Annotated in this window: 29 protein-coding genes, 1 tRNA gene and 4 pseudogenes; 9 read left to right on the plus strand and 25 right to left on the minus strand. The window is 59.1% G+C overall.

Annotated elements, in window-relative coordinates; translation table 11 throughout:
- Positions 1 to 2 precede the first annotated feature (2 nt).
- Positions 3 to 2156: a TonB-dependent siderophore receptor gene (locus JWJ88_RS17090; RefSeq protein WP_240200273.1), complete on the minus strand. Its 2154-nt coding sequence runs from the start codon at positions 2154 to 2156 to the stop codon at positions 3 to 5.
- Between the two features lie 274 nt (positions 2157 to 2430).
- Between JWJ88_RS17090 and JWJ88_RS17095 the strand changes: the two are divergent.
- The 4 genes and pseudogenes from JWJ88_RS17095 to JWJ88_RS17105 form a co-directional block, all read left to right on the plus strand.
- Positions 2431 to 2979: pseudogene (locus tag JWJ88_RS17095) on the plus strand (ABC transporter substrate-binding protein); the annotation flags it as partial.
- A 39-nt stretch (positions 2980 to 3018) separates the two neighbouring features.
- Positions 3019 to 3184, plus strand: a pseudogene (locus JWJ88_RS22300) (IS256 family transposase); the annotation flags it as partial.
- Between the two features lie 222 nt (positions 3185 to 3406).
- Positions 3407 to 3727, plus strand: a pseudogene (locus JWJ88_RS22220) (integrase core domain-containing protein); the annotation flags it as partial.
- 557 nt (positions 3728 to 4284) lie between these two features.
- Positions 4285 to 5154 carry a helix-turn-helix transcriptional regulator gene (locus JWJ88_RS17105; RefSeq protein WP_205295653.1) on the plus strand — a complete coding sequence of 290 codons (870 nt, stop codon included), beginning with the start codon at positions 4285 to 4287 and terminating at the stop codon, positions 5152 to 5154.
- Between the two features lie 66 nt (positions 5155 to 5220).
- On the opposite strand, the gene tsf is transcribed toward JWJ88_RS17105, so the two are convergent.
- The 3 genes and pseudogenes from tsf to JWJ88_RS21870 all read right to left on the minus strand — a co-directional run bounded on the left by tsf (position 5221) and on the right by JWJ88_RS21870 (position 7722).
- Positions 5221 to 6111, minus strand: a complete 891-nt coding sequence (gene tsf, locus JWJ88_RS17110; RefSeq protein ID WP_205295654.1) for a translation elongation factor Ts — start codon at positions 6109 to 6111, stop codon at positions 5221 to 5223.
- A 97-nt stretch (positions 6112 to 6208) separates the two neighbouring features.
- The gene (gene rpsB, locus JWJ88_RS17115) at positions 6209 to 6994 is read right to left on the minus strand and encodes a 30S ribosomal protein S2 (RefSeq protein WP_205295655.1); all 786 of its coding nucleotides are present in this window, start codon (positions 6992 to 6994) and stop codon (positions 6209 to 6211) included.
- A gap of 394 nt (positions 6995 to 7388) precedes the next feature.
- Positions 7389 to 7722 (minus strand): annotated as a pseudogene (locus tag JWJ88_RS21870) (ATP-binding protein).
- Between the two features lie 718 nt (positions 7723 to 8440).
- On the opposite strand from JWJ88_RS21870, the gene JWJ88_RS17130 reads away from it, so the two are divergent.
- A tRNA-Thr gene (locus JWJ88_RS17130) sits at positions 8441 to 8516 on the plus strand.
- A gap of 68 nt (positions 8517 to 8584) precedes the next feature.
- Here JWJ88_RS17130 and JWJ88_RS17135 read toward each other — a convergent pair.
- The 21 genes from JWJ88_RS17135 to JWJ88_RS17235 all read right to left on the minus strand — a co-directional run bounded on the left by JWJ88_RS17135 (position 8585) and on the right by JWJ88_RS17235 (position 18967).
- Positions 8585 to 9613: a tyrosine-type recombinase/integrase gene (locus JWJ88_RS17135; RefSeq protein ID WP_205295658.1), complete on the minus strand. Its 1029-nt coding sequence runs from the start codon at positions 9611 to 9613 to the stop codon at positions 8585 to 8587.
- Complete coding sequence (locus tag JWJ88_RS17140) at positions 9610 to 9807, minus strand: hypothetical protein (RefSeq protein WP_205295659.1); 198 nt, start codon at positions 9805 to 9807, stop codon at positions 9610 to 9612. Before JWJ88_RS17140 ends, JWJ88_RS17135 begins: the two co-directional genes overlap by 4 nt.
- Before the next feature lie 193 nt (positions 9808 to 10000).
- The gene (locus JWJ88_RS17145) at positions 10001 to 10234 is read right to left on the minus strand and encodes a hypothetical protein (RefSeq protein WP_205295660.1); all 234 of its coding nucleotides are present in this window, start codon (positions 10232 to 10234) and stop codon (positions 10001 to 10003) included.
- Positions 10234 to 10914, minus strand: a complete 681-nt coding sequence (locus JWJ88_RS17150; protein ID WP_205295661.1) for a hypothetical protein — start codon at positions 10912 to 10914, stop codon at positions 10234 to 10236. The genes JWJ88_RS17145 and JWJ88_RS17150 overlap by 1 nt, the downstream gene beginning before the upstream one ends.
- Positions 10907 to 11083 (minus strand): hypothetical protein, encoded by a 177-nt coding sequence (locus JWJ88_RS17155; protein WP_205295662.1) that lies wholly within the window; start codon positions 11081 to 11083, stop codon positions 10907 to 10909. Before JWJ88_RS17155 ends, JWJ88_RS17150 begins: the two co-directional genes overlap by 8 nt.
- Positions 11084 to 11119: 36 nt before the next feature.
- Positions 11120 to 11344, minus strand: coding sequence for a hypothetical protein (locus JWJ88_RS17160; protein WP_205295663.1), 225 nt, complete (start codon positions 11342 to 11344; stop codon positions 11120 to 11122).
- Positions 11341 to 11946 (minus strand): hypothetical protein, encoded by a 606-nt coding sequence (locus JWJ88_RS17165; RefSeq protein WP_205295664.1) that lies wholly within the window; start codon positions 11944 to 11946, stop codon positions 11341 to 11343. The genes JWJ88_RS17160 and JWJ88_RS17165 overlap by 4 nt, the downstream gene beginning before the upstream one ends.
- Positions 11939 to 12553: a hypothetical protein gene (locus JWJ88_RS17170; RefSeq protein ID WP_205295665.1), complete on the minus strand. Its 615-nt coding sequence runs from the start codon at positions 12551 to 12553 to the stop codon at positions 11939 to 11941. Before JWJ88_RS17170 ends, JWJ88_RS17165 begins: the two co-directional genes overlap by 8 nt.
- Positions 12550 to 13131, minus strand: coding sequence for a hypothetical protein (locus JWJ88_RS17175; RefSeq protein WP_205295666.1), 582 nt, complete (start codon positions 13129 to 13131; stop codon positions 12550 to 12552). The genes JWJ88_RS17170 and JWJ88_RS17175 overlap by 4 nt, the downstream gene beginning before the upstream one ends.
- Positions 13128 to 13289: a hypothetical protein gene (locus JWJ88_RS17180; RefSeq protein WP_205295667.1), complete on the minus strand. Its 162-nt coding sequence runs from the start codon at positions 13287 to 13289 to the stop codon at positions 13128 to 13130. The genes JWJ88_RS17175 and JWJ88_RS17180 overlap by 4 nt, the downstream gene beginning before the upstream one ends.
- 86 nt (positions 13290 to 13375) lie before the next feature.
- Positions 13376 to 13627: a DUF2312 domain-containing protein gene (locus tag JWJ88_RS17185; protein WP_205295668.1), complete on the minus strand. Its 252-nt coding sequence runs from the start codon at positions 13625 to 13627 to the stop codon at positions 13376 to 13378.
- A gap of 93 nt (positions 13628 to 13720) precedes the next feature.
- Positions 13721 to 14746: a hypothetical protein gene (locus tag JWJ88_RS17190; protein ID WP_205295669.1), complete on the minus strand. Its 1026-nt coding sequence runs from the start codon at positions 14744 to 14746 to the stop codon at positions 13721 to 13723.
- On the minus strand, positions 14746 to 15426 hold the full coding sequence (locus JWJ88_RS17195; RefSeq protein WP_205295670.1) for a hypothetical protein: 681 nt from the start codon (positions 15424 to 15426) through the stop codon (positions 14746 to 14748). Before JWJ88_RS17195 ends, JWJ88_RS17190 begins: the two co-directional genes overlap by 1 nt.
- Before the next feature lie 97 nt (positions 15427 to 15523).
- Positions 15524 to 15904 carry a hypothetical protein gene (locus JWJ88_RS17200; protein ID WP_205295671.1) on the minus strand — a complete coding sequence of 127 codons (381 nt, stop codon included), beginning with the start codon at positions 15902 to 15904 and terminating at the stop codon, positions 15524 to 15526.
- 102 nt (positions 15905 to 16006) lie between these two features.
- Entirely contained in the window at positions 16007 to 16309 is a 303-nt protein-coding gene (locus JWJ88_RS17205; RefSeq protein ID WP_205295672.1) for a hypothetical protein, read from the minus strand.
- Positions 16309 to 16500: a hypothetical protein gene (locus JWJ88_RS17210; protein ID WP_205295673.1), complete on the minus strand. Its 192-nt coding sequence runs from the start codon at positions 16498 to 16500 to the stop codon at positions 16309 to 16311. The genes JWJ88_RS17205 and JWJ88_RS17210 overlap by 1 nt, the downstream gene beginning before the upstream one ends.
- A gap of 12 nt (positions 16501 to 16512) precedes the next feature.
- A complete protein-coding gene (locus JWJ88_RS17215; RefSeq protein ID WP_205295674.1) occupies positions 16513 to 16836 on the minus strand; it encodes a hypothetical protein in 324 nt (107 codons plus the stop codon).
- A 233-nt stretch (positions 16837 to 17069) separates the two neighbouring features.
- A complete protein-coding gene (locus JWJ88_RS17220; protein ID WP_205295675.1) occupies positions 17070 to 17978 on the minus strand; it encodes a DUF7946 domain-containing protein in 909 nt (302 codons plus the stop codon).
- A 4-nt stretch (positions 17979 to 17982) separates the two neighbouring features.
- On the minus strand, positions 17983 to 18213 hold the full coding sequence (locus tag JWJ88_RS17225) for a hypothetical protein (RefSeq protein ID WP_205295676.1): 231 nt from the start codon (positions 18211 to 18213) through the stop codon (positions 17983 to 17985).
- A complete protein-coding gene (locus JWJ88_RS17230) occupies positions 18210 to 18491 on the minus strand; it encodes a hypothetical protein (protein WP_205295677.1) in 282 nt (93 codons plus the stop codon). The genes JWJ88_RS17225 and JWJ88_RS17230 overlap by 4 nt, the downstream gene beginning before the upstream one ends.
- Positions 18492 to 18625: 134 nt before the next feature.
- On the minus strand, positions 18626 to 18967 hold the full coding sequence (locus tag JWJ88_RS17235) for a helix-turn-helix domain-containing protein (RefSeq protein ID WP_205295678.1): 342 nt from the start codon (positions 18965 to 18967) through the stop codon (positions 18626 to 18628).
- Positions 18968 to 19055: 88 nt separating this feature from the next.
- Between JWJ88_RS17235 and JWJ88_RS17240 the strand changes: the two genes are divergently transcribed.
- The 4 genes from JWJ88_RS17240 to JWJ88_RS17255 all read left to right on the plus strand — a co-directional run bounded on the left by JWJ88_RS17240 (position 19056) and on the right by JWJ88_RS17255 (position 20063).
- Entirely contained in the window at positions 19056 to 19295 is a 240-nt protein-coding gene (locus JWJ88_RS17240) for a hypothetical protein (RefSeq protein ID WP_205295679.1), read from the plus strand.
- Between the two features lie 74 nt (positions 19296 to 19369).
- The gene (locus JWJ88_RS17245) at positions 19370 to 19597 is read left to right on the plus strand and encodes a hypothetical protein (RefSeq protein WP_205295680.1); all 228 of its coding nucleotides are present in this window, start codon (positions 19370 to 19372) and stop codon (positions 19595 to 19597) included.
- On the plus strand, positions 19594 to 19752 hold the full coding sequence (locus JWJ88_RS17250; RefSeq protein WP_205295681.1) for a hypothetical protein: 159 nt from the start codon (positions 19594 to 19596) through the stop codon (positions 19750 to 19752). The genes JWJ88_RS17245 and JWJ88_RS17250 overlap by 4 nt, the downstream gene beginning before the upstream one ends.
- The gene (locus tag JWJ88_RS17255) at positions 19749 to 20063 is read left to right on the plus strand and encodes a hypothetical protein (RefSeq protein WP_205295682.1); all 315 of its coding nucleotides are present in this window, start codon (positions 19749 to 19751) and stop codon (positions 20061 to 20063) included. Before JWJ88_RS17250 ends, JWJ88_RS17255 begins: the two co-directional genes overlap by 4 nt.
- Positions 20064 to 20118: the final 55 nt, after the last annotated feature.

Consider the following 20118-nt stretch of genomic DNA (forward strand, 5'->3'; position numbering starts at 1 on the left):
GTTTACCAGGTGTGGCGCAGGGTCACCGCGACGGTGCGACCCGGATTGTAGTAATCCGCCGTGCCGCGACCGACGACATGCTGTTCGTCCAGCAGGTTGCTGATATTGACGGCCAAGCTCGTGTTTTCCTGCACCTTATAGCTGAATGCCGCATCGAGCGTGACCGACGGATCGGCTTTGCCCGTATCGTTCGAGAGCGCATAGAAATACGAACCGATATAGCGTGCACCCAGACCGAAGGTCATGTCGCCACGGTTTTCGCTGCCCTGCAAGGTATAGTTCAGCCACAGCGATGCCATATGGTTGGGAACCTCGGAGAATTCGTTTCCTTCCACGTCCACGCCACGGATTGGGTCCGAGCGCACGACTTCGGACTTCATGTAGGAATAGAACGCGATCAGGTCGAGGTTGTTCGCCAGTTCGGCCTTGCCTTCCAGATCGAACCCGCGCACACGCTGTTCGCCCACTAGTTCGCGGGTGATATGGCCCTCCGGCTGGACCACGGCGACCGTGACATTGTTCTTGCGCAGATCATAGATTGAGGCCGAGATCAGTGCAGTCGTGCCAAGCGGTTGATATTTAACGCCCAGCTCATACTGTTCGCCGCGTTCCGGCTCGACGCCGATGCCCGGAGGCGCGACGGATTCGACATAGCTGACATAGGTCGAAATCTCGCTGTTGACCTTGTAGGTCAAGGCTCCGCGGATCGAGGTTTCCGAGAAATCATCGCTTGAGTGCACGCCGTTCAGCGTTTCCTCGATATCCAGCCAGTCGTGACGCAGACCCACGGTCGCGACGAACTTGTCATTGAAAGACAGGTTCTGTTGCACGAACAGCGATTGGGTCTTGTAGTCATTGTCGCGCAGTTCATAAGGCGCTGCCAGCGTGCCGGGCGCACCCGAATAGACCGGATTTGCTACGTCGATCGGTGTGTACAGCCCATAGAACGGGGCGCTGGTGGTCGATGCGTCGCGGAATTCGATACCGCCCACGGTGCTGCTGTCGAAGTTTTCGAAGCTGCGGTCGTATTGCAGGATCACGTTACCGATCAGCTCTTTGGCTGTGGAATCGCCGCCGAAATACCAACGGTCAACCATCGTGCCGACACGCGCCGGGTTGTCCGACAGATAGACATAGCCGAAATCGCTTTTCAGATCGCTGTAGCGAAGGTTCGCACGCAGGCTGAGGCCGCTTTCGGACTCATGCTCGAACAGAGCGCTTATGCTGGAACGTTCGACGTTCTGATAGTTGAAGTCTGGCTCGCCAAAGAAGTCGCTGCGGTCGTATTCGCGATCCAGCGGATAGTCGCCGCTGTTGGGCGTGTTGTCGCGCTTCAGATAATCCGCGATCACGCTGAGCTTTGTCGCAGCGTTCGGCTGCCAGCTTAGACCACCCATGACGAAGGTGGAATCGTTGCGCGAATAATCATAATCCCGCTCGCCGTCCTGCACCTTGGCGGTCAGGCGATAGGCCAGCGTCTGGTCCGCGTTCAGCGTATCGCCCACGTCAAATCCGTATTCCGCGTTGCGCGGTGATCCGACCGAGCCGTAGACCTCGCCGAAACGCTCGAAGCGTGGCTGCTTGGTCACGAAGTTGATCGAGCCGCCCGGATCCGAGGTGCCGAACAGGGTCGAGTTGCCGCCACGGATGACTTCGACCCGCTCATAGGCGAAGGGCTCTTCACGCGCGCTGCGCATGGAGCCCAGCGTCAGGCCGTCGCGATAGGTCGTCGCCTGGAACCCGCGGACGAGGAAATACTCGTTGCGGTCATCCGTCCCGTAATAGTCGGTGTGAATGCCCGCCGAGTAATTCAGCACCTCTTCAAGGGTGGTGGCCCTGCGGTCGCGCATTTCCTTTTCGGTAATGACCGAAACCGATGCCGGGGTGTCGAGGATGCTGGTCGCCACCTTGCCGCCGACCCACAATTCGCTGGCAACGATGGTGTTCGCGTCGTCGTCGAACTGGCCGCTGGCGTTAATGATGATGGGTGAAAGACGATAAGGCGAATCCTCGGTTCCCGCCCCGGAATCCGATGGGACGGGATCCTGAGCAACGGCCGGGGATGCGATCAAAGCGGTGCAGCCCAGCAGAAGGGCGGTAAGGTGGCGGCGGGGGCCGCGCCGGATGTCATGTGCCATGGTTTCAAGGTCCCGCATGGGTGTTGTCGTTGCTGCTGGCTGCCTGCAGATCACAGAGGGTCCGAGACTGGCTGGCCTTGGAATGACGTTAGGCCTCCCGCACCCAAGTGCGGGGCAGGGCGGCGTGGCGATCATGCTGGCGCGGCTTCTAGGACCGATAGTGCGAGGCTGTCTTGTATAATCCCACTTTTTTTGTCGGAATCTTTGGGAAAAAGCGGATACCTTGATCGACACGGGTTGACGCATACCCCCTTGCGGGGGAAATCCGCAGGCAAACCCGTCAGGAAAGGCCATGTCGATGCGGATTTTGCGCCCTATGATGCTGGTCCTGATGATGACCACCGCCACCGCCCTGGCGGATGAGGCCGGATTTCCCGTCAGTATCCAGCACGCGTTCGGCACCACGATGATCAGAGAAAAGCCGCAACGCGTGGCAACGGTCGCCTCGGGCAATCATGAGGTGCCGCTCGCGCTTGGGATCGTGCCAGTGGGCATGGCGGCGGCCAATTACGGCGATGACGACGGCGACGGCGTGCTGCCCTGGGTCAAGGAAAAGCTGGTCGAACTGGGCGCAGACACGCCGGCCTTGTTCGACGAAGGCGACGGTATCGATTTCGAGGCTGTCGCGGCGACCGCCCCCGATGTGATCCTTGCCGCTTATTCGGGGCTGACACAGTCCGATTACGACACGCTGAGCCAGATTGCGCCGGTCGTCGCCTATCCGGATTCGCCCTGGACGACCGATTGGCGGCAGATGATCCAAATGAACAGCGCGGGCATGGGCATGGCGGCCAAGGGCGACGCTCTGATCGCGAAAATGGAAGGGCAGATCGCCGATACCCGAAACAGCCCCCGGACCGTTTTCTGATCCTCCTCATTCCGCAAATCCATCAAGACGAGAGGCTCGTTCCCGACGGATGATGCCGCCACGAAGCTGATCTTTCGGGCGACCCGGAGCTTCGAGAAAAGATGGCCGCAACGTCCGCGAATGGTTTGCGGCCCGCAACCAGTGTGCCAGAATGTTCGGCGGGCGCTTCGCTGCCTGAATGCCTGAAACTGCATGAGCCGGCGCAGATACACAGAATTCAGAAAACGCCCGCAGGAGCATCCTCAGTATGCTTTGATCTGGCCATGACTCGTCTCCTCTGTGGTGCTGGTTCGTAAAACCATCATAGTGACCTGAGTGCCGGTTATGGCCACTTGCTATGCTTTTTAGGGCTCCGCAGGCGGCCACAACCTCCGTCAATGCTGACTTCCCAACATGCTATGGCAGAAAATTCACCAGCCGCGACCTGGATCTCTGGGCCTATGCCAAACAGGTCACTATGGATTTCTCACGGCTTGGAAAACCCACCGATAACGGCTTTATCGAAGCTTTCAACAGCAAGTTGAGGTCCAAATGGCTGAACGCACATTGGTTCATGAGCCTTGCGGACGCAGCTGAAAAGCTGGAGGATTGGCGGAGACACTACACCCGTAGCGCGATCGGATCTAACGTCCCGAGCGCGCTGCACTTTTCCGATGACCTCACGGGCCCGCGTTGTGATAGAGGTCGGAAACTCCCGGGGCCGACGGTCCAGAATCCGTAGGCAAGGAAAAATGCCGAAAGGCTCCGGTCGCGGCTGGATGAAAGCTCAGTAACTGGTCAGAGTCAGACCGGATGCTCATGTGATATCAGCAAATTATCCGAAGCATCGCCATGTGGCGATAGTTTTATGTGGGCAAGGCGGTTCGCATAATGATGAGCTGTTCTAGTTCATCTGGAACATTGGTTAGGTTTGACTCAACCTGTTTGCCTATAATATTATTCGAATGATATCTGTCAGTCGTGATTTCGGCGTTGCAGATTTGATATCCGTATAATGATTATCCCAGGTTGTTTAAGTATAATTAAAACAGCTTATGATTGTGCAATCATACTGATTGGCCGTGCGAAATAGTGGAAATCTGTCTGCCTTACCGGGCCATGTTCCGTTAATATTTTTCAAATATCACCATAGAATTTTCTAGAAATTGTTAATCATATTCACCTGACGTCATCTTGAAATAATAGTGCTTGACGCATTGTTGCAGCACAGTCCTAATAACAATATTTCAAAGATATAGACCGCATTGAAATTTATTCTAGAATTTAGGGGCAACCAACATGGAAGTACTCAAGGATATTGAGGTCATCCTGGCGGCGCGTTCGGCGCAGGCCGCGTGGCAGCACTACGTGGCGCGATTGACTGGCCTTGGCTTTCCCAATGTCTCCTATCACGCTATACGGGTTCTGGAGACATCCTGCGGCCAGATGCTAGACGACAGTATTCTGCTGTCGAGCTACTCTCCACGCCTGATGCAAGAGCTTGTATCCTTGGACCTGCTTGAGAGCACGCCCTTGTATCTGTCCCTGACCAATCGCACGAGCAGTGAAAGCTGGGATGGGATGCAGAGGCGCCGGCTGGCCGGGCGGCTAAGCCCGCGTGAAGAGCGGGTAATAGATATCTTCGCACGCTACGGCCATGTCGCGGGTTATGTGGTCAGCATGAATGATGATATCGAACATATTCGTGCGGGTATACTGCTGAGCGGCACCATCGGCATGCGGCAGGACAAGCTGGACGAACTCTGGGCACGGCATGGCCAACTCGTGGAGGCATTGAGCGGCTTGATAAATCTGCGTATTTCTACCCTGCCTTATGCCGAACGTGAATGTGTGCTGACGGCGCGCCAGCGTGAGGTGCTGGAATGCATCTCTACCGGTCATACCATGCAGGAAATCGCTGAAATTCTGAAGGTTACGCCGGCTACGGTGGAAAAACACTTACGGTTGGCGCGCAAGGCCTTGGGGGCAAAGACAACTGCGCAGGCGATCTTGTTGGCGGCCCGCCGCAAACAGATATTCAGTTCCTCTGCAGAACCAAGCGTCACAATGTCAGGCAGTTCCTCAAATCATCCTGGGAAAGATGTGCGGTCGCAGAAATTCTTATCCGCATTGTCGGATTTGCTGAGCGAACCGGGGCGTGATAACTGAGCGTTACCGCATAATGTAAAACGCCGGCTCCAAAGAGCCGGCGTTGTCTGTCGAGGCAAGGTAGAATCAGGCGCCCGCACGGGTCTTGGCGACCTCGGCGGCGAAATCCTCTTCTTTCTTCTCGATGCCTTCGCCGACCACGACGCGGGCATAGCCGGTCACTTCGACACCAGCATCTTTAGCGGCTTCTGCAACGGTCACGTCGGGGTTGATGACGAACTTCTGGCCAAGCAGGGTTACTTCCTCGAAGTATTTCTTCATCCGGCCTTCGATCATTTTCTCGATCACGGCCTCGGGCTTGCCCGATTCACGGGCCTGCTCGGTCAGCACCGATTTCTCACGCTCGACCAGAGTCGGATCCAGATCCGCTTCTGACAGCGAGGCCGGGTTGGTCGCGGCGATGTGCATGGCGATCTGCTTGCCGATCTCTTGCGCTTTGGCCGCATCACCTTTCAGCGCGACCAGCACACCGATCTTGCCCATGCCCTCGGCGGCGGAGTTGTGCACGTAAGAGACGATGGTATCGCCTTCCAGAACGTGCAGCCGGCGCAACGTCATGTTCTCGCCGATACGGGCGATGGCTTCGGTCAGCACCTCTTCGACCGGGCGACCGTTCAAATGAGTCGCCTTCAGGACTTCGACATCCGTGGCGGTGTCCAGCGCGACATTGGTGATTTCACGCACGAGCTGCTGGAAATCGGCGTTCTTGGCGACGAAATCGGTTTCCGAGTTCAACTCGACTGCGACGCCACGGCCGGCGCGGACGGCAACGCCCACCAGACCTTCAGCAGCGACGCGGCCCGACTTCTTGGCGGCCTTCGCCAGACCCTTGGTGCGCAGCCAATCGATGGCGGCTTCCATATCGCCATCGGTTTCGGTCAGCGCTTTTTTTGCGTCCATCATGCCTGCGCCGGTCGTCTCGCGCAGATCCTTCACCATCGCAGCGGTGATAGCCATCGGATGTCTCCTTGCTTTTCAATGCGTCAGGCGGGGTTTATCCCCGCCTGATGAATGTTCCGTAAACCTGTTGCGGGAGCCCGGATGGGTCCGCCGATCAGGCTTCCGCGGCTGCTTCCGTGGTCTCGCCGGCCAGCTCTTCTTCGATGCTGGCTTCCAGCGCGCCAAGGTCCACACCGGCCGCCCCCATCTGGGCCGTCATGCCGTCCAGAGCGGCGCGGCTGGCGAGATCGCAGTAAAGCGCGATGGCGCGGGCGGCGTCGTCATTGCCGGGGATGATATAGTCCACACCCTTGGGCGAGCAGTTGGTATCGACCACGGCGACGACCGGGATGCCCAGCTTTTTCGCCTCGGCGATGGCCAGGTCTTCCTTGTTCACGTCAACCACGAACAGCAAGTCGGGCAGGCCGCCCATCTCGCGGATACCACCCAGCGAGGCCTGGAGTTTGGCCTGCTCGCGTTCCATTTGCAGACGTTCTTTCTTGGTCAGACCCTCAGCGCCCGAGGAGAGGGTCTCATCCAGCGCCTTAAGCCGTTGAATCGACTGCGAGACGGTTTTCCAGTTGGTCAGAGTGCCGCCCAGCCAGCGGTGGTTCATGAAATACTGGGCCGATTTCTCGGCAGCTTCGGAGACGGCTTTCTGCGCCTGACGCTTGGTGCCGACGAACAGAACCCGGCCGCCTTTGGCCACGGTATCGCGCACGATCTGCAGCGCCGCGTCCAGCATGGGTACGGTCTGGGTCAGGTCGATGATATGAATGCCGTTACGTTCACCATAGATGAACTCGGCCATACGAGGGTTCCAGCGCTGAGTCTGGTGGCCGTAGTGTACGCCAGCTTCCAAAAGCTGACGCATGGAGAATTCAGGAAGCGCCATGTCCATTTCCTTTCCGGTTTGCGCCTTGGCGGGGCTTTCAGGGGCTTGCCCCAACCGGTGGACCGTCGAAGGATGTCTCCCTCCGGGGCCCGACCCCGCCTGTGAAGTGCGCGCGAGATAGTCCCTTCACGCGCCGAATGCAAGCCCTGGCAGCAGGGAATGTGCACACTCTTACGCATTTCGGCACCTAGTCGCATCAAGATTCAGCAGCCGATTGCATGATCCTTCGGCACCCGATTGCAAGAGGATCGGCGCCTAAGGGTATAATCAGAGATCGGTGAAGCTGGCTTCTCGTCTGCGAAGCGACTCGCCGCGCAGCTTGATGTGATGCCGGTCGCGCGAGAGGCAGTTGAGAACAGCATCGGCAATGACAGGGTTATCGATAAACCCGTACCAGTCATTATAGGGGGCTCTGTCCGACGATGATGGTGGAAAGCGCTCCGGTGCGGTCTTCGATGATGTCGAATAGAATGGATTTCTCGCCCTCGCTCATCGCCACCTTTCCGAAATCATCCAAAATCAGCAGCTTGAACTTCGCCAGTTTTTCGCGCTCATGCAGATAAACCTCGTCCTCCAGGGTCATTGACAGGCCGTAGAGCAGGTCGGATATTTTGAAGCTTATGTCCCGCGCGAACGACCGCCGTGGCGACACAGCAGGCTATCCAGCTTTTGCCGGTGCCGGTTTCACCACTGATCAAAATATTCCAAGCATATGGAATCCAGTCGCATTTCATCCCTGACCTGATGGGACAAGCGCCGATGCCTTTCTAGATCCCCGACGGCAGCATGACCATCCAGAATTATCAGCCCTGCGTGCTTCACACCTATGTCGACAGCCGGGTTCGGGTGGATTTTGCTTGGCCGCGCCGGAAACCGTTGATGCCGGGCTGCGTCGCCACCTACAGGCTCACCTATGACGTCGAGCAGGACCAACGCAGGATCGCCTTCATCCTTACTCGGCCGGTTGCACCGCGAGGAACTGGACCGCCAGACCCTCAATGCGGTCGAGAACCCCGAGATCAAGCCATCGAACCTGGACCTGCGAGCAAATGACCCGGCAACCGGCAGCGACCACACAAGCGAGTGCGATGGGCGACGAGACGGATTTTCTGCTGTTTTACAGACCTTGCGCTGCCCAGAAAACGTGCCGCGCTGCTGGAAACGTTCTTCGCACACCCGGAAAGGCAGGGCGACACGTCGGCATGAATCGGCCGCGCGTCAACCAAACGTTAATATTTTTGCATAATCTTGCCCGAAATCAGTTGGGTTCAGAGGGGCCAATGTGGATTTCGATTATGCCCGGGCAAAAAATTACCGAATGCTCTGCGGCGGGCGGCAGCGCCTGTCCGCTTGATATGGCGGTGTTGATCGGAGAGTGTGCGATGACTACCTCATGAAAGCGCAACCACGCTTGCGCCTGCGTCTTCCAGACGCTATCGGAACAAGAGGATTGCCGGTTTAGCTCAGCTGGTAGAGCAGCTGATTTGTAATCAGAAGGTCGCGGGTTCGATTCCTGCAACCGGCACCATAAAATCAAGGGGTTACGTGGATGTGCTCGCTTCCACCCATTTGGTTTTCCCAGACCGTTTCCCAGTTTCATGTTTTGTTTTCGTCCCGTTCCATAGCGTTTCTGGACAGTTTCTTCCGATTCGCACGCTTGCGATAGTAGGCGACGGTTTGGGGCGATTGATTCGTAATCGCCTGAATTTCAGCGTCCGTGCATCCCGCCTCAGCAAGCCTTACGATGGCCAACTTGCGTAGGCCGTGCAGTGAATATGGTTTGGCTCTGCCCCCTAGGTCTGCGCGCCAAGATCGGAACGCTTTTTCCACAGCGTCGTATTTGAGCGGCTGCGTCAGGTTGCGCGGGATGATGTGCTGTCCCTCTATGGGCAGGGCGGCGAGATAATCACGTAGGGGGACCGGGCAATAGATATCATAGCTCTCGTCGCCCTTCTCATCTGTCACCGTCATCCATATGCCCCTGAACTGATCGCGGCGCATCGCTATAGCAGCGGCCGGCCGCTGCCCCGTCCCAAGGATAAGTTCGGCGGCGCTTCGGACGGTTAGGGGCGCATCTACCAGCTTGGAAACCAACCAATCTGGCCAAGGCTCATATTCACGCTGCTTTCCATAAAGATCCAGCCCCTCAGCCGGGTTCGGTATGGTCCAATCCAACGTCTTGCGGGCGAAATTGGTCAGGATTGACACGATCTGCACCAGCATGTCAGCCTTGCGAGGCGTGTCGGCATACTTCACGTGCATTTCTCGAAGCTTCTGCTTAGTCAGGCGGATGACGGGCTTTGACGCATTGGCCGCCAGTATCCACTCAATCGTGTCGTTATAGGATTTGCGTGTGCGCGGGGCGAGTTTCTTGAACTTCGCGCTGGAGCGATAGGCGGTTACCAGTTCGCGCCACGTCTCCTTTTCCTGGGGTTTCACGGCAGGGCTTTCACCGGATCGGATTGCCCAATAGGAGCGGTCGAATTCGATGCTGCCCGGTTCTCCAGACAGGGGTATGTAACGATCCTTTTGCTTGCCGTCCTCAGTCCATGTCAGCCGGTAATACCAGCGGTCTTTGCCGCCAGCCGTCTTGCATGTGACATAAGGCTTGCGCTCCTTCCTCACAGTTTGAATTCCTCACTGGGCTTGATCTTGGTGCCTCTCATGATGGCCTGCAATTCTGCCACGTCCCAGCGATTATGCCGAACGGCGCGGGGCAGGGCGCCGGCATTTACCAGCGACATGAACTCGCTGGGCTTCATGTCGAGCAACTTGGCGGCAGTTCTTTCACTGACGAAAAGCGGCTGGACCTGTGCCACGCTCACCCCTCCCTGTCCTGTGCGGCAGGCATCCTGCGGCCTATTTGCTCACCCTGCTTGCGCAGAATATCTGCCATGGTTGTTACCGGGCGTTGGCATTCTGGGCATATCCAGCGGCCATAATGCGCTTGCATAAGCCAGCTGCTCCGCGTTGCGCCGCAGCATGAGCATGATGGTGTGGCATAGATCATGCTCACCCCTCCCTGTCCTGTGCGGCGCGGTGGGCCAAAACTTCACGGGCCAGAAGCGGCGCAAGCCGCTGCAGTAAAGGCAGCGCGTGTTGGTCTGCCGAATTAAAGGCGTCAAACAGCTCTTCCGGGACGGAACCCTTCAGCAGCCATGCTGATACCGCCAAGGTTACGGACTGGTGGCGTTCATGGCTTTCCAACAGCCGCTGCAATTCCAAGGTGTCGATTTCGTCCTGCATCACACCCCTCCCTCATCGCCGGATAGGGCGGCGCGGGCGACGTCAACCGCATCATCCAGTGCCATATGCCATCCTATGGTGTCGTTCTCGTAGAGCGTGCCGTTATCCTGACTTGCGGATATTTGTTCGATCCTCCGCAGCGCCTCCCGCAGCCGTTCGTTCTCTGCGATCAGCGCAGTGAGGCGGGCGGCGGCATCATCCCAATCGGCGGCAAGCTGGGCATCATTTTCAGCGCAGCTCTTATGCTGGTATCCGAGACGCACCGCAAAATTATTGTGCGTTCCGTCTTGCCGCGCAAAGGCGTCCATTTGAGTAGCTAAGGCATCCGCCACCGCTTGATTGTTGCGCTGTATTTTTCGCTCGTCTTCTGCCCGTTCCCGCAGCCGCTCTATCAGCTTCGCGTCTTCAGTCATGGGGTGCCTTTCGATTACATGGCTACCGCTCTCGCTGCACATTGCCGCCTCGAAGGCCAGTAGCGCCTTGGCCGGGGTAGGGCCGAACCCGGCGATACCTTCTTGCAAGTCGGCCCCATGCAGAGCGCACCACATATTGCCGTCCTTTGTCAGCTTGGGCTTCAAGACGCTGAACCATGTGGCGTGGTATCCAGCGATTTCCTGCGCGAGGACCGTGGCGCTTTGTCCGACCTGCCAAGCGGCATGAGCAATATTCGGATCACTCATCCTCTACCTCCATCCAATCCTCAATTTCATCGGCGGGATTGATGTCAACAACGCCCGAGCCGCCGCAAACATGGCAATCCGCCCCGTTGTCCATGGGGTCGCCATTGCGTCCCGCAGAATGTAGGCGACCGTAGCCATAATAATTGGCGCATTCCGATTGGACGATCATTGCCAGCCCTCCTTCGGCTCTCTCAGCTTCGCGTCGTCAGTCATGGGTGGCCTCGTGAAATTCGGCTATGGCAGCTCTAATTGCATCCAGTTTGGCTGCAGCTTCCTCGCCCAGAATTGCAACTACCTTGTCGCGGGAGATTGGTTCGTATTTGCCGAAAAGTGTGAGGGAGATCTGCCGGGCTTGGTGAGGATTGACAGCTTCTTGCAGCGCGACCCGGCTGATGGCGGATTTTCTAATTGAGGTCAGACAATCGCTCATTTATCTCCCTCCTGCGGCTCGTTGATAAGGGCGAGGATGTCATCCAGAGTGTCATTAATAGCCTCTGGCACATCTGATATTAACCAAGCTCCCACATTCAGGCGCATACTATTAATCTGTCTGCGTAGGAGTTCCATTGTATCCTTGATCCCATCCGACCGCGCATCCGCGATCAGCTTGTCCAGCGCGGCTTGGGCGTCGATCGGCGTCAAGCGGCGGATATACTCTCGAACCAATGAGCTAATATCGCTCGCTCCACAGGCTGCGCAGCGTTCCGCAGCCGTGTTTCCTGCCACCTCAATCACCGCCGCCTCGCGGGCCAAGGCGGCATCGCGCTCGTCCGCCGCTACATGATAGCGGTCCATCCAATACCGAGACTGCGCCCATCCGCTTTCCGCATGTGCGGTCAGCCGCTCGATTTCCGCCGCCAGCTTATCCCGCTGCTTGGCGAGGGCGTCGTGCAGGTCGGCGCGGATGTATCCCGGCGATCCTTCTGGGCACTCGGACTGTTCATCAATCCACCAGCCCGATCTGGGTTCCGCGCGGCGGCTGGGGTAGTCCTCAAAGGCCCAAATCCGCTCGGGGGCTTTCGTATCAGTCATCACGATTCTCCCCGGCTAGGGCGCGGAGGGCAATAAAGGCACGATCAAACGCCCGCAATTCGTGTTCCCAATAGGTCACGTCGGCAATGTCATACGACCTGTCTTTGCATAGCTCGAGGGCGTGACGCCATGCTTCTCGGTGCGTTGCAAAGTCATGCAGGTCCTCCGTTTCCACCGTCACGGGGGATGGGGGTGCTGCGTAGAGGGGTTCTGCATCAGGGTAAAGCATTGCCCGCTTGAGCCAGTCGCTTCCGTTGCCATGGTCAGAGTATAGCCAACCATCCCCGTCAAAAGAGTGACGAACAGCATCAGGCCCCTGCGCGACTGCTTCGCTGGGCTGGGACGGGTCAAAACAGGCCCCATTGCAGTCGTAACCGCACGGCAGCCCGCATCCCACCGGCTCCGCCTCTCCTGCCGGCTCCGTTGCGGCGGGCGAAAGGGCGCGGGTGTTCCAGCGGGCAATATCAACGGCCAGATCACCAATCGGGCATTTTTGAGGGTCAAGGTGGACAGCGCCGTATCCCCGATCTTCCATCGGGCCACCGCAAAACGGGCAGGGCAACAGGTTCACGGCCACCAGATCGGCCACGGTTGGGGTGGTGGTCATGCGTTATCCTCCCCGTCGATGACTTCGCGGACGTGGAGGGTGAGCATCTTACGCAACTGGCGCCCTTGAGCGGCCCATGCTGCGTCCCCTGCTGCGTCCCCTGCTGCGGCCCGTGCTGCGGCCCGTGCTGCGGACCATGCTGCGGACCATGCTGCGGCCCATGCTGCGTCCCCTGCTGCGGCCCGTGCTGCGGACCATGCTGCGGCCCGTGCTGCTTCACGCTCTTCATAAGTGGCATCGTCGTTTCGAAGCATGGCGATCTGGTCGCGAACGCGGCTGTCATTGGGGCACTCGGCTTCGAAGATCGGCAGCACCTGGTCAACGCACCATGCTTGGTAATGCCGGGCCAGCCTTTCGCAGTCAGGCGCGCCGTAGCTAAGCACCCACAGCGCATCATCCAGTCCGTTGCTGTTGAGCACGGTCAGCAAATCCAGCGGCTCGTCGTCAGCCTTGGTCTTGCCGAGATGCTTGAGAAGCTTGATCCAGCCTTCATCGCATGGTGACGCAGCGCGGATAGCCCTAAGCGTCGTGGTGCTGTGGTATTCAGGCCCGCTGTTTTTCTCTAAGATGCTGGTCATGCCGCACCGCCTTCCCGAGCGGCCAGCATGGCGTCGGCGTATTGGTAGGCGAAATATGCCGCTTGTCCGCCTCCGCTGATATCGTCATGTGGAATGGTGTCTGCGAAGTGACCGGCGAGGATGCCGGCCAGCGCCTGACCGGCGAACCAGTCGCGCAAGCTCATGCCCGTATATGAGGGTGCTCGTTCATGTGTTGACGTAAACGCAGGCCCACCGTCGGGCTGGTGAGGGGTGTCGGGCATGGTCACGCCATCCCCAGCGCGGACTTATACATGTCCACGATGGCCTCTTGCTCGGCTACTTCATCCCTGTCCCGCTTGCGCAGGGCGACCACTTCGCGCAGCGCCTTGCCGTCGTAACCCCGGCCTTTGCTTTCGGTATAGACCTCTTTGATCTGCTCCGAGATGTCTTTCTTTTCACCTTCAAGGTGTTCGATGCGCTCCACGAACTGGCGCAACTCGTCGGCCGCGACGGAATAGGTGTTATCGTCTGACATGGCTGTCTCCTTTGGAAAAAGCCCGGCTGGCTCTGGCGAACCGGCCAGCCGGGAAGTTGCCACGCCCTCAGCGACGAAGGGCGCGGGCAGGGATTAGTGTTCGGCTGCGAAAGCTTCGTAGGAGGCAATCATCTCGGCGTGTCTCGCGGGGTCGACAACTCGGATCTGGTCGAGCTGAGCGGAATACATGTCCAGCGTATCGGCCAGCCCAGCCCCGTCGCTCAGGTCGGCGCTGATCGCCGCATCGATATTGTCGGCAAGGATGGCAATTGTTGGGTCGGGCTCGCCCATATCCATTGCGGCCTGTTCCCCGGCCTTCGGCCCGCCCTCAGTATAAGGTGTGCTGTCGGTGCGCGGGGTTTGCTTGCGGCGCGGCGCGGTGGTCTTTTCGGGCTCTTTCACTTCGGTGGGCTGTTCTTCGGCTTGTTGCACCTCGCCGGTTTCCGCGTCCACGATCTCGGCCGAGGAAACATCGACTGGTTCGGCCTCGATGCTGCGCGCGACTTCTTGTGCCCGGCTTGGGGTCACGTCGCGCATTTCGGTTTCGACCTCGATCCCGGCTGGGATGCCGATCATCACCTCGGGGCAATACATGCGGATCAGCGCGGCGGCGCTGCGATAGCGCAGCATCGTCTCGGGGATCGACTTGTATTTCGCGTTCTTCGTCCAGCCTTCGGCTTTCGCCATCTCCATATCGGCGGTCATCTGGACGCGCTTGCCGGTGCCAGCCAGGACAGCGAATGCCGTTGCCGACAGGCTGTCGCCTTTACCGGTCACTTCCCAATCGATCGGGTCCTTGAACACGCCGTGCATGTTTGCCTTGGCGATCATGTAGGTTGTATTCCAGCCGGGACGACCGCCGACAAAATAGATATTCTGTGCGACGGTCAGAGGGTCCTCGCGCAGACGCACGGCCATGTTCATCACCAGAACACCGTTGGCGATCCGTTCGGGCTCGCTGCCGGTTCGCAGATGGGCCGGGAACAGGGGCGACAGCGCCAGCATCTTGCCGACGCGCTGCATTTGTTCGAACTGCACCGGGTCCATGAGGGCCAGAGTGGGGGCAGGGGTCACGCCGACGGCGGACGAGGGGCGGATTGCGGGGGTGTGGCTGCTCATCAGGAAACGGTCCTTTCTTCGATCCAGTTGACGCCCGGAATTTCGGTCGGGCCGTCCTTGCGCCGCCGCGCCGCAGTGCAGAGGCGTTCCATTTCCGCGATCAGCGCGGCGCGGCCATCAGCATCGAACAGCAGGAAACTGAACGCGCGGCGGGCAGCGCTGTCGTCGCCGATGCTGGCGCGATAGGTGATGCGTGTGGACATCGTTCTGCCGCCACCAGTGCCACTGGCGATTCTGGCGCGAGTTTCCTTGTTGGCCTGCTTCTGGGCCTTCTCGGCCGCCTCGGCCGCTGCCGCTGCTTCTGCCTTGGCGATCACATCGTTGCTCGCCTCGGCCTCTTTGCGCAGGCGTTCGGCCTCAACCGCTTTCCGGTCGGCTTCCTCACGCTCCAGTCGCTTCTGCTCGTCCAGCTTGCGCTGTTTTTCGGCTGCATATTCGCTCAGCATCTTCTTGAGCGATGCGCCCAGCGTCTCAAGCGGCCCGGTCAGGGTCTTGAACTTGGTATCCACGAGACGGCCAGCCTCAAGGTGCGGTTCCTTGGCCGCTTTGCGAGCGTCTTCGATCTCTTTATATGCGGCGCGGCATTGGCCGGTGAAATCGTTCAGTTTGCCGGCCTGCTCTTCGTCGGTGATCCGCTTTAGCTCTAGCCAAGCTTTGCCGGCATCGGCCAGTTCGCGCACGCGGGCCTCAAGGGCCGCCGTCGTTTCCGGGTCGTAGGGCGGGGGGTTGTTATGCCCCAAGCCCGACACGCTCATGTCGTTCATTTTCCAAGTCCTTCTAGGGTCGGATTGCGGCCATTCGGCCAAGGTCCAAGGCCGCTTCGATCACGGCCATATCGGGGATGCGTTCGCGGACTCCGGTCAGGGCGTCGTATTCTTCGGCTGAAATCGCCCGGCAGTAGGTCCAGACCGCCATAGGGTCGCAAAGCTGCCCATTGCAGATCGCCTCGAACCGTTCGTCGGCGGTCAACTCGCCCGTAATGGGGTCGATTTCCTGCACCAGCCAGATTTCCACGGGCACGAACGGCCCGCCGCGCACCATGCGGCGCTTGTAAAAACCCGGCTCCGGCCCGTCTTCGAAGCGCGGGACACGCTCACCGGCCACCGTGCGACGCCAGAAATCATACTGGGCGGCCTTGCTGGTGGGCTGTCGGATCATCACAAACACCTTTCTAAACTGTCGCCCCTGCGGCTGGGAGGAGGATCGCCGCAGGGGCAGGGCGGCCGGCTTGGGAGGAGGGGAGGCGCCGGCCGGTTCGGGCTATTCTTCGTCGAGGCGGTCGGCGCGAAGGCGCTCCAGCCGCGTGACGGTCATGGGGTTCAGCAGTTTGAGCGCGATGTCCCGTGGCAGGTTGAGCGACCAGAGGTCATCCCCCATGCCGCCGGTGACGCGGATCGCGATCAGGGCGCAGTGGCAGCCGATGCCGCTCACCTCGTCGTCGAAGAACGCTTCGCAGCACTCGCCACGCTCATTCTCGGGGTCGGTTTCCTCGGTCCATATGTCCGAGATATCCTCGCTGCCGTCATGCGGGGGGATGTGGTAAGGCGCGAACTGGAAGGCCATCAGCGGTCCTCCACCATCGCCACGCAGTCCCAGCCGTTGAGGCCGGCACAGGCGGCGGGGCGTTGCGTCGCGGTCTGGACGAGGTGCTTGGCGAACGGGACGCCAAAGACGGCGACCAAGACCCAGAAGGCGATGACCAGGGCGAAGATCGAGCCCCAGACGGCGCAGTTCTCAAGATTCAGGCCCTTCATCGCTCTGGCTCCTTAGCTGGCGCAGGTGGCGAGGCGGGCTTCCAGAGAAAGCACCTTGCCCTTGCTGGCCGCGATGTGGCCGGCCACGTCACCGCCGGTCAGTGAGGAGACGGGGATGCCGAGCAGGAAAACCCCGATGGCATCGCCGGCAACGGCGCCCTTCTGCTTGCTTTCCAGCGCGGCCAGCGTCTGGCGCTCGGCGGTCAGATCGGCACGGGCCTGATTGCAGGAGACCGCGGCGAACGCATTGCCGTAGCTCACCGGCTGGATGGATGACGGGGATTGCGCGCAAGCCGCGACAAGCGGCAGGGCTGCAAGGGCGAGGTGTAATTTCATGGGTGGGTTCCTCATCTGCGGGGGCCAGATCGGCGGGTTGCCTCTTCGTAGCCGTGAGATGAAGATAGTTCAGATAAAATGGACTGTCAAATAGAAAGTTCAGATTAATTGGACTGGTGCGATTCGCCCGTGCTATCCTGCCCCTGCCAGCGCCAGGCTTCGGCGCATGGAAAAGCCCCGCGCGGGGCGGGGCTGGGGTGGGAAACAAGAAGGTGGGGGAGACGGTGCCGAAACTACGCTTGCGACTGTTGAGCCAGCCTAGCGCTTATTGCGTGGAAGGTTTTTATGGGGCCATCAACCGCCCTGGTGGTCTTGCCCGTCAATGTAATCGTTAAGCCCTCGGCATAGGCGCGCTTGTAATTGTTCCCGGGTTGGTCGAAAGCGGGGTCAGCGATGACAACAGGGAAGACCCGGCCATCATCTTCGGGGTCATACACGAACATTGTCCGTCGTTGATCCCGCAGACCTTCAACGCGAAATGTCATTTCTAGGAGGTCGCTGACCTCAAGTTCTTCTTTAGCTCGGATCGCATCTGCTGTTGCTTCATCAACCTGCGTTGCATCGCCGTAACCTGATGATGTTGAGAACGATGAGGCGGATCTCCCCACCGGAGTAACCGCGAACTTTGCGGCTCCATGCAACGCTAAGGCTTGCTGGTGCAGCAGCGCGCGGATGCTTTCACGCTCTCGTTGACGATCAGCGTATATTGCTTCGCGCTCGCGCTGCCTGTCATCATGGTCCCGCACGCGCTCGGCCGCCAGAAGATCAATCATCTTGTCCATCAGGAGGTCTGCTTCTCGCCGTCTGCCGCCGAACCAAAGCATAACATAGTTCACAAAGTGTTCTACAAGATTGGCTTGGATAGCGTCCGAAAAGTGAGGCCATAGCGGCAACAAGCTGGGGGCGACTTGAGCAATCCAAGTCAGTTCGTAACTGCCCGCTCGAGGTTCACCAACAGTCAGAACTAAAGTGGTTTCACGCGGTTTTTTAAGCTGGACGACTCCAGTCTCCAGCGCCGCGAAAAGTGAAGAAACGATTGCATCTAAGCCAACCAGTGCGGGGCCAAGATGCCGGGCAGGCAAGCGGTGTTGCGCGGCCAAAATGCCATCGTATGAAAACGCACCGGCAGCAATATCACTCATTCCCTCACCCCTCACTCACCTTCCGCAGCTTCTCTGCTACCTTCCGCGCGATGACGCCCGTGATCCGGCTGCGCTGCCGCCCGTCCGCGATGCCCTGATACTCATCCGCAATCCGCGCCATCTGCTCCGGCGTTGCGCCCATGGACTGGATCGTCAGCACCACCAGCGCGGCCCCGGCGTCCTGCGTCTCGGCCAATTCGGCCTTGAGCGCGGCTACGCGGTCAGCGGGGGTCATGGGTTGTCCCTTTCTCGCCCTTGAGCGGTCAAGGAGCCGTGGCGGGCCTGAATTTCGGCGCGTTTCATGTCGGTCCATGCCGCGAGTAGTTTACTGCATCCATGAAGTGCTGGGCGTGCAGCCCAGAGCGAAATTGCCGTCCCAACGAGGAACAGCAGGAATGCAATCCAGACGCTTTCGGTATCGCTGCCATAGAACGGATCTTCAACACTGGTAAAAGCCAATGCGGCGCCAATCGCCAAGGCCGCGCCCGCAATAGCCAAAAATGATCTTATCACGTTTCACCTGTCCTTTTCGTCAGGTCGCCGTATGGGCGAATGTTCGCCTAATGTTCTCGCGTGGAGAGAGGAATCGGGGGTAGGCATGTCGAAGGTGATGTTCATGGTGGCGCGGATAGCTCGCTCCTTCGGTGTCAGCTTGAACTTTCTTTTCGATCCCATTCACTGGTTGCGGCTTCGAGTGCGGGGAAGAGCCGATCCTGAACGTCGCCCGGAAGCTGAGCGAAATCGCCGTTCATCATGAACTGGAAGTCGATCCGGTGAGCCCGGAAGAGGTATTTCATGAGGTCGCGATTTGGGTAGGTTGAGCCGGCCATCGCGTTGCTTAGGACAGTTTTTGAAATGCCCGCTGCGCTCGCCAGGTCCTTCTGCTGTTGCAGACCAGAGGCAACGAATGCTGCCCGCAGGCGGATCGCGGTTGCCTCCAAGCCCATATCATTAAGGCGGGCGAGTTTTGCTTTGGTTTCAATGTCCATGGCGCGAGTATTCTCTGCAATTCAGAAAAATTGAACCAACGACGATCTGAACATTGAAAGTCCAGATAATCTGAACTAATGTGGTGGCATGGATAAGAACGCCACCCCTACCGCCTCCAGCATCTGCGACAAGGTTGGCCGCGCGAACATTGCGGCAGCCGTCAGAGTTGGCGCGACCGCCGTAAGCAATGCCGCCGTCGATAACCGGTTTCCGGCGCGCTGGTTCTTCGCTGTGAAAGAGCTGTGCGACCAAGCGGGAATCGATTGCCCGGAACATCTGTTCAGCTTCATTCCGGTCACGAAAACCCCCGAGGGGGCGACGCGATGAACGCCGCCCCCTCTGATCAAAATGCTCGTCTTGTTCGCTCTGCACAGGTGAACAACAGCACAGGATCAACTCAAATGTCTTTTCCCAAAGTTTTTGAACCGCGCACATTTCGCGCGCGCTTCGCCACGTTCTGGTCGGACTTCATCCGGGCGAACTACCGCAATCCCGAAGAGGTATCGGTCGCGTTCGGCGTGACCTTCCAGACAGCACTGAACTGGTGGAACGGCGCGAACCGCCCATCGGGCGATGTGGTCGCGCTGGCCGGGCGCCGGTTCATGGATTTCATGGAGGGCAGGGGATGATCCTCGCGCTCTCGATGCTCAAGACCCTGGTGACAGGGATGATCATGATTTTTGTGGGGCTGGCTTTCCTGCCCCACTTCGGCGCCGCGCGCCTGACCTCCCTGCAAAAGTTTTTGACTGAGGAGATCGAGCGCCGGGAAAGGAAATCCCAATGAGCCTTCCGAAATTCCAGATCACGGTCGAGACCGAAGCCGGCACCGTCAGCCATGTGATTCGTGCCGCCGACAAGCGCGCGGCGATGGAACGCGCCCTGCTCCCGTATCCCGGCGCGATGGTCGTCAGGGTGGACCAGTTGTCCAGCGCTCAACCCGATGCCCCGAAGGTAACGCGGCTCAAGCCCGCCGACCGGGCGCGGCAAGAGATGATCGGCATGTTGAAGCGGCAGGGTTATTCGCTGGCCGATATATCCGACGCGCTCAACATCTCCATGGATCGGGCGCTGGCGCTGCTGGAGGCGGCGGCGTGATGAGCGAGTCGCAATTCGTAACCATTTGCGCCCTGCTGGCGCTGCTCGATGCGGG

Source organism: Paracoccus methylovorus (assembly GCF_016919705.1).
Taxonomy (GTDB): Bacteria; Pseudomonadota; Alphaproteobacteria; order Rhodobacterales; family Rhodobacteraceae; genus Paracoccus; species Paracoccus methylovorus.

What these genes read in the sequence shown, in the direction of transcription:
- JWJ88_RS17090 (WP_240200273.1), bottom strand. Translation starts at nt 2,156, where the DNA reads ATGCGGGACCTTGAAACCATGGCACATGACATCCGGCGCGGCCCCCGC.
- JWJ88_RS17105 (WP_205295653.1), top strand. Translation starts at nt 4,285, where the DNA reads ATGGAAGTACTCAAGGATATTGAGGTCATCCTGGCGGCGCGTTCGGCG.
- tsf (WP_205295654.1), bottom strand. Translation starts at nt 6,111, where the DNA reads ATGGCTATCACCGCTGCGATGGTGAAGGATCTGCGCGAGACGACCGGC.
- rpsB (WP_205295655.1), bottom strand. Translation starts at nt 6,994, where the DNA reads ATGGACATGGCGCTTCCTGAATTCTCCATGCGTCAGCTTTTGGAAGCT.
- JWJ88_RS17145 (WP_205295660.1), bottom strand. Translation starts at nt 10,234, where the DNA reads ATGCAGGACGAAATCGACACCTTGGAATTGCAGCGGCTGTTGGAAAGC.
- JWJ88_RS17150 (WP_205295661.1), bottom strand. Translation starts at nt 10,914, where the DNA reads ATGAGTGATCCGAATATTGCTCATGCCGCTTGGCAGGTCGGACAAAGC.
- JWJ88_RS17155 (WP_205295662.1), bottom strand. Translation starts at nt 11,083, where the DNA reads ATGATCGTCCAATCGGAATGCGCCAATTATTATGGCTACGGTCGCCTA.
- JWJ88_RS17160 (WP_205295663.1), bottom strand. Translation starts at nt 11,344, where the DNA reads ATGAGCGATTGTCTGACCTCAATTAGAAAATCCGCCATCAGCCGGGTC.
- JWJ88_RS17165 (WP_205295664.1), bottom strand. Translation starts at nt 11,946, where the DNA reads ATGACTGATACGAAAGCCCCCGAGCGGATTTGGGCCTTTGAGGACTAC.
- JWJ88_RS17170 (WP_205295665.1), bottom strand. Translation starts at nt 12,553, where the DNA reads ATGACCACCACCCCAACCGTGGCCGATCTGGTGGCCGTGAACCTGTTG.
- JWJ88_RS17175 (WP_205295666.1), bottom strand. Translation starts at nt 13,131, where the DNA reads ATGACCAGCATCTTAGAGAAAAACAGCGGGCCTGAATACCACAGCACC.
- JWJ88_RS17185 (WP_205295668.1), bottom strand. Translation starts at nt 13,627, where the DNA reads ATGTCAGACGATAACACCTATTCCGTCGCGGCCGACGAGTTGCGCCAG.
- JWJ88_RS17190 (WP_205295669.1), bottom strand. Translation starts at nt 14,746, where the DNA reads ATGAGCAGCCACACCCCCGCAATCCGCCCCTCGTCCGCCGTCGGCGTG.
- JWJ88_RS17200 (WP_205295671.1), bottom strand. Translation starts at nt 15,904, where the DNA reads ATGATCCGACAGCCCACCAGCAAGGCCGCCCAGTATGATTTCTGGCGT.
- JWJ88_RS17205 (WP_205295672.1), bottom strand. Translation starts at nt 16,309, where the DNA reads ATGGCCTTCCAGTTCGCGCCTTACCACATCCCCCCGCATGACGGCAGC.
- JWJ88_RS17210 (WP_205295673.1), bottom strand. Translation starts at nt 16,500, where the DNA reads ATGAAGGGCCTGAATCTTGAGAACTGCGCCGTCTGGGGCTCGATCTTC.
- JWJ88_RS17215 (WP_205295674.1), bottom strand. Translation starts at nt 16,836, where the DNA reads ATGAAATTACACCTCGCCCTTGCAGCCCTGCCGCTTGTCGCGGCTTGC.
- JWJ88_RS17220 (WP_205295675.1), bottom strand. Translation starts at nt 17,978, where the DNA reads ATGAGTGATATTGCTGCCGGTGCGTTTTCATACGATGGCATTTTGGCC.
- JWJ88_RS17225 (WP_205295676.1), bottom strand. Translation starts at nt 18,213, where the DNA reads ATGACCCCCGCTGACCGCGTAGCCGCGCTCAAGGCCGAATTGGCCGAG.
- JWJ88_RS17235 (WP_205295678.1), bottom strand. Translation starts at nt 18,967, where the DNA reads ATGGACATTGAAACCAAAGCAAAACTCGCCCGCCTTAATGATATGGGC.
- JWJ88_RS17240 (WP_205295679.1), top strand. Translation starts at nt 19,056, where the DNA reads ATGGATAAGAACGCCACCCCTACCGCCTCCAGCATCTGCGACAAGGTT.
- JWJ88_RS17245 (WP_205295680.1), top strand. Translation starts at nt 19,370, where the DNA reads ATGTCTTTTCCCAAAGTTTTTGAACCGCGCACATTTCGCGCGCGCTTC.
- JWJ88_RS17250 (WP_205295681.1), top strand. Translation starts at nt 19,594, where the DNA reads ATGATCCTCGCGCTCTCGATGCTCAAGACCCTGGTGACAGGGATGATC.
- JWJ88_RS17255 (WP_205295682.1), top strand. Translation starts at nt 19,749, where the DNA reads ATGAGCCTTCCGAAATTCCAGATCACGGTCGAGACCGAAGCCGGCACC.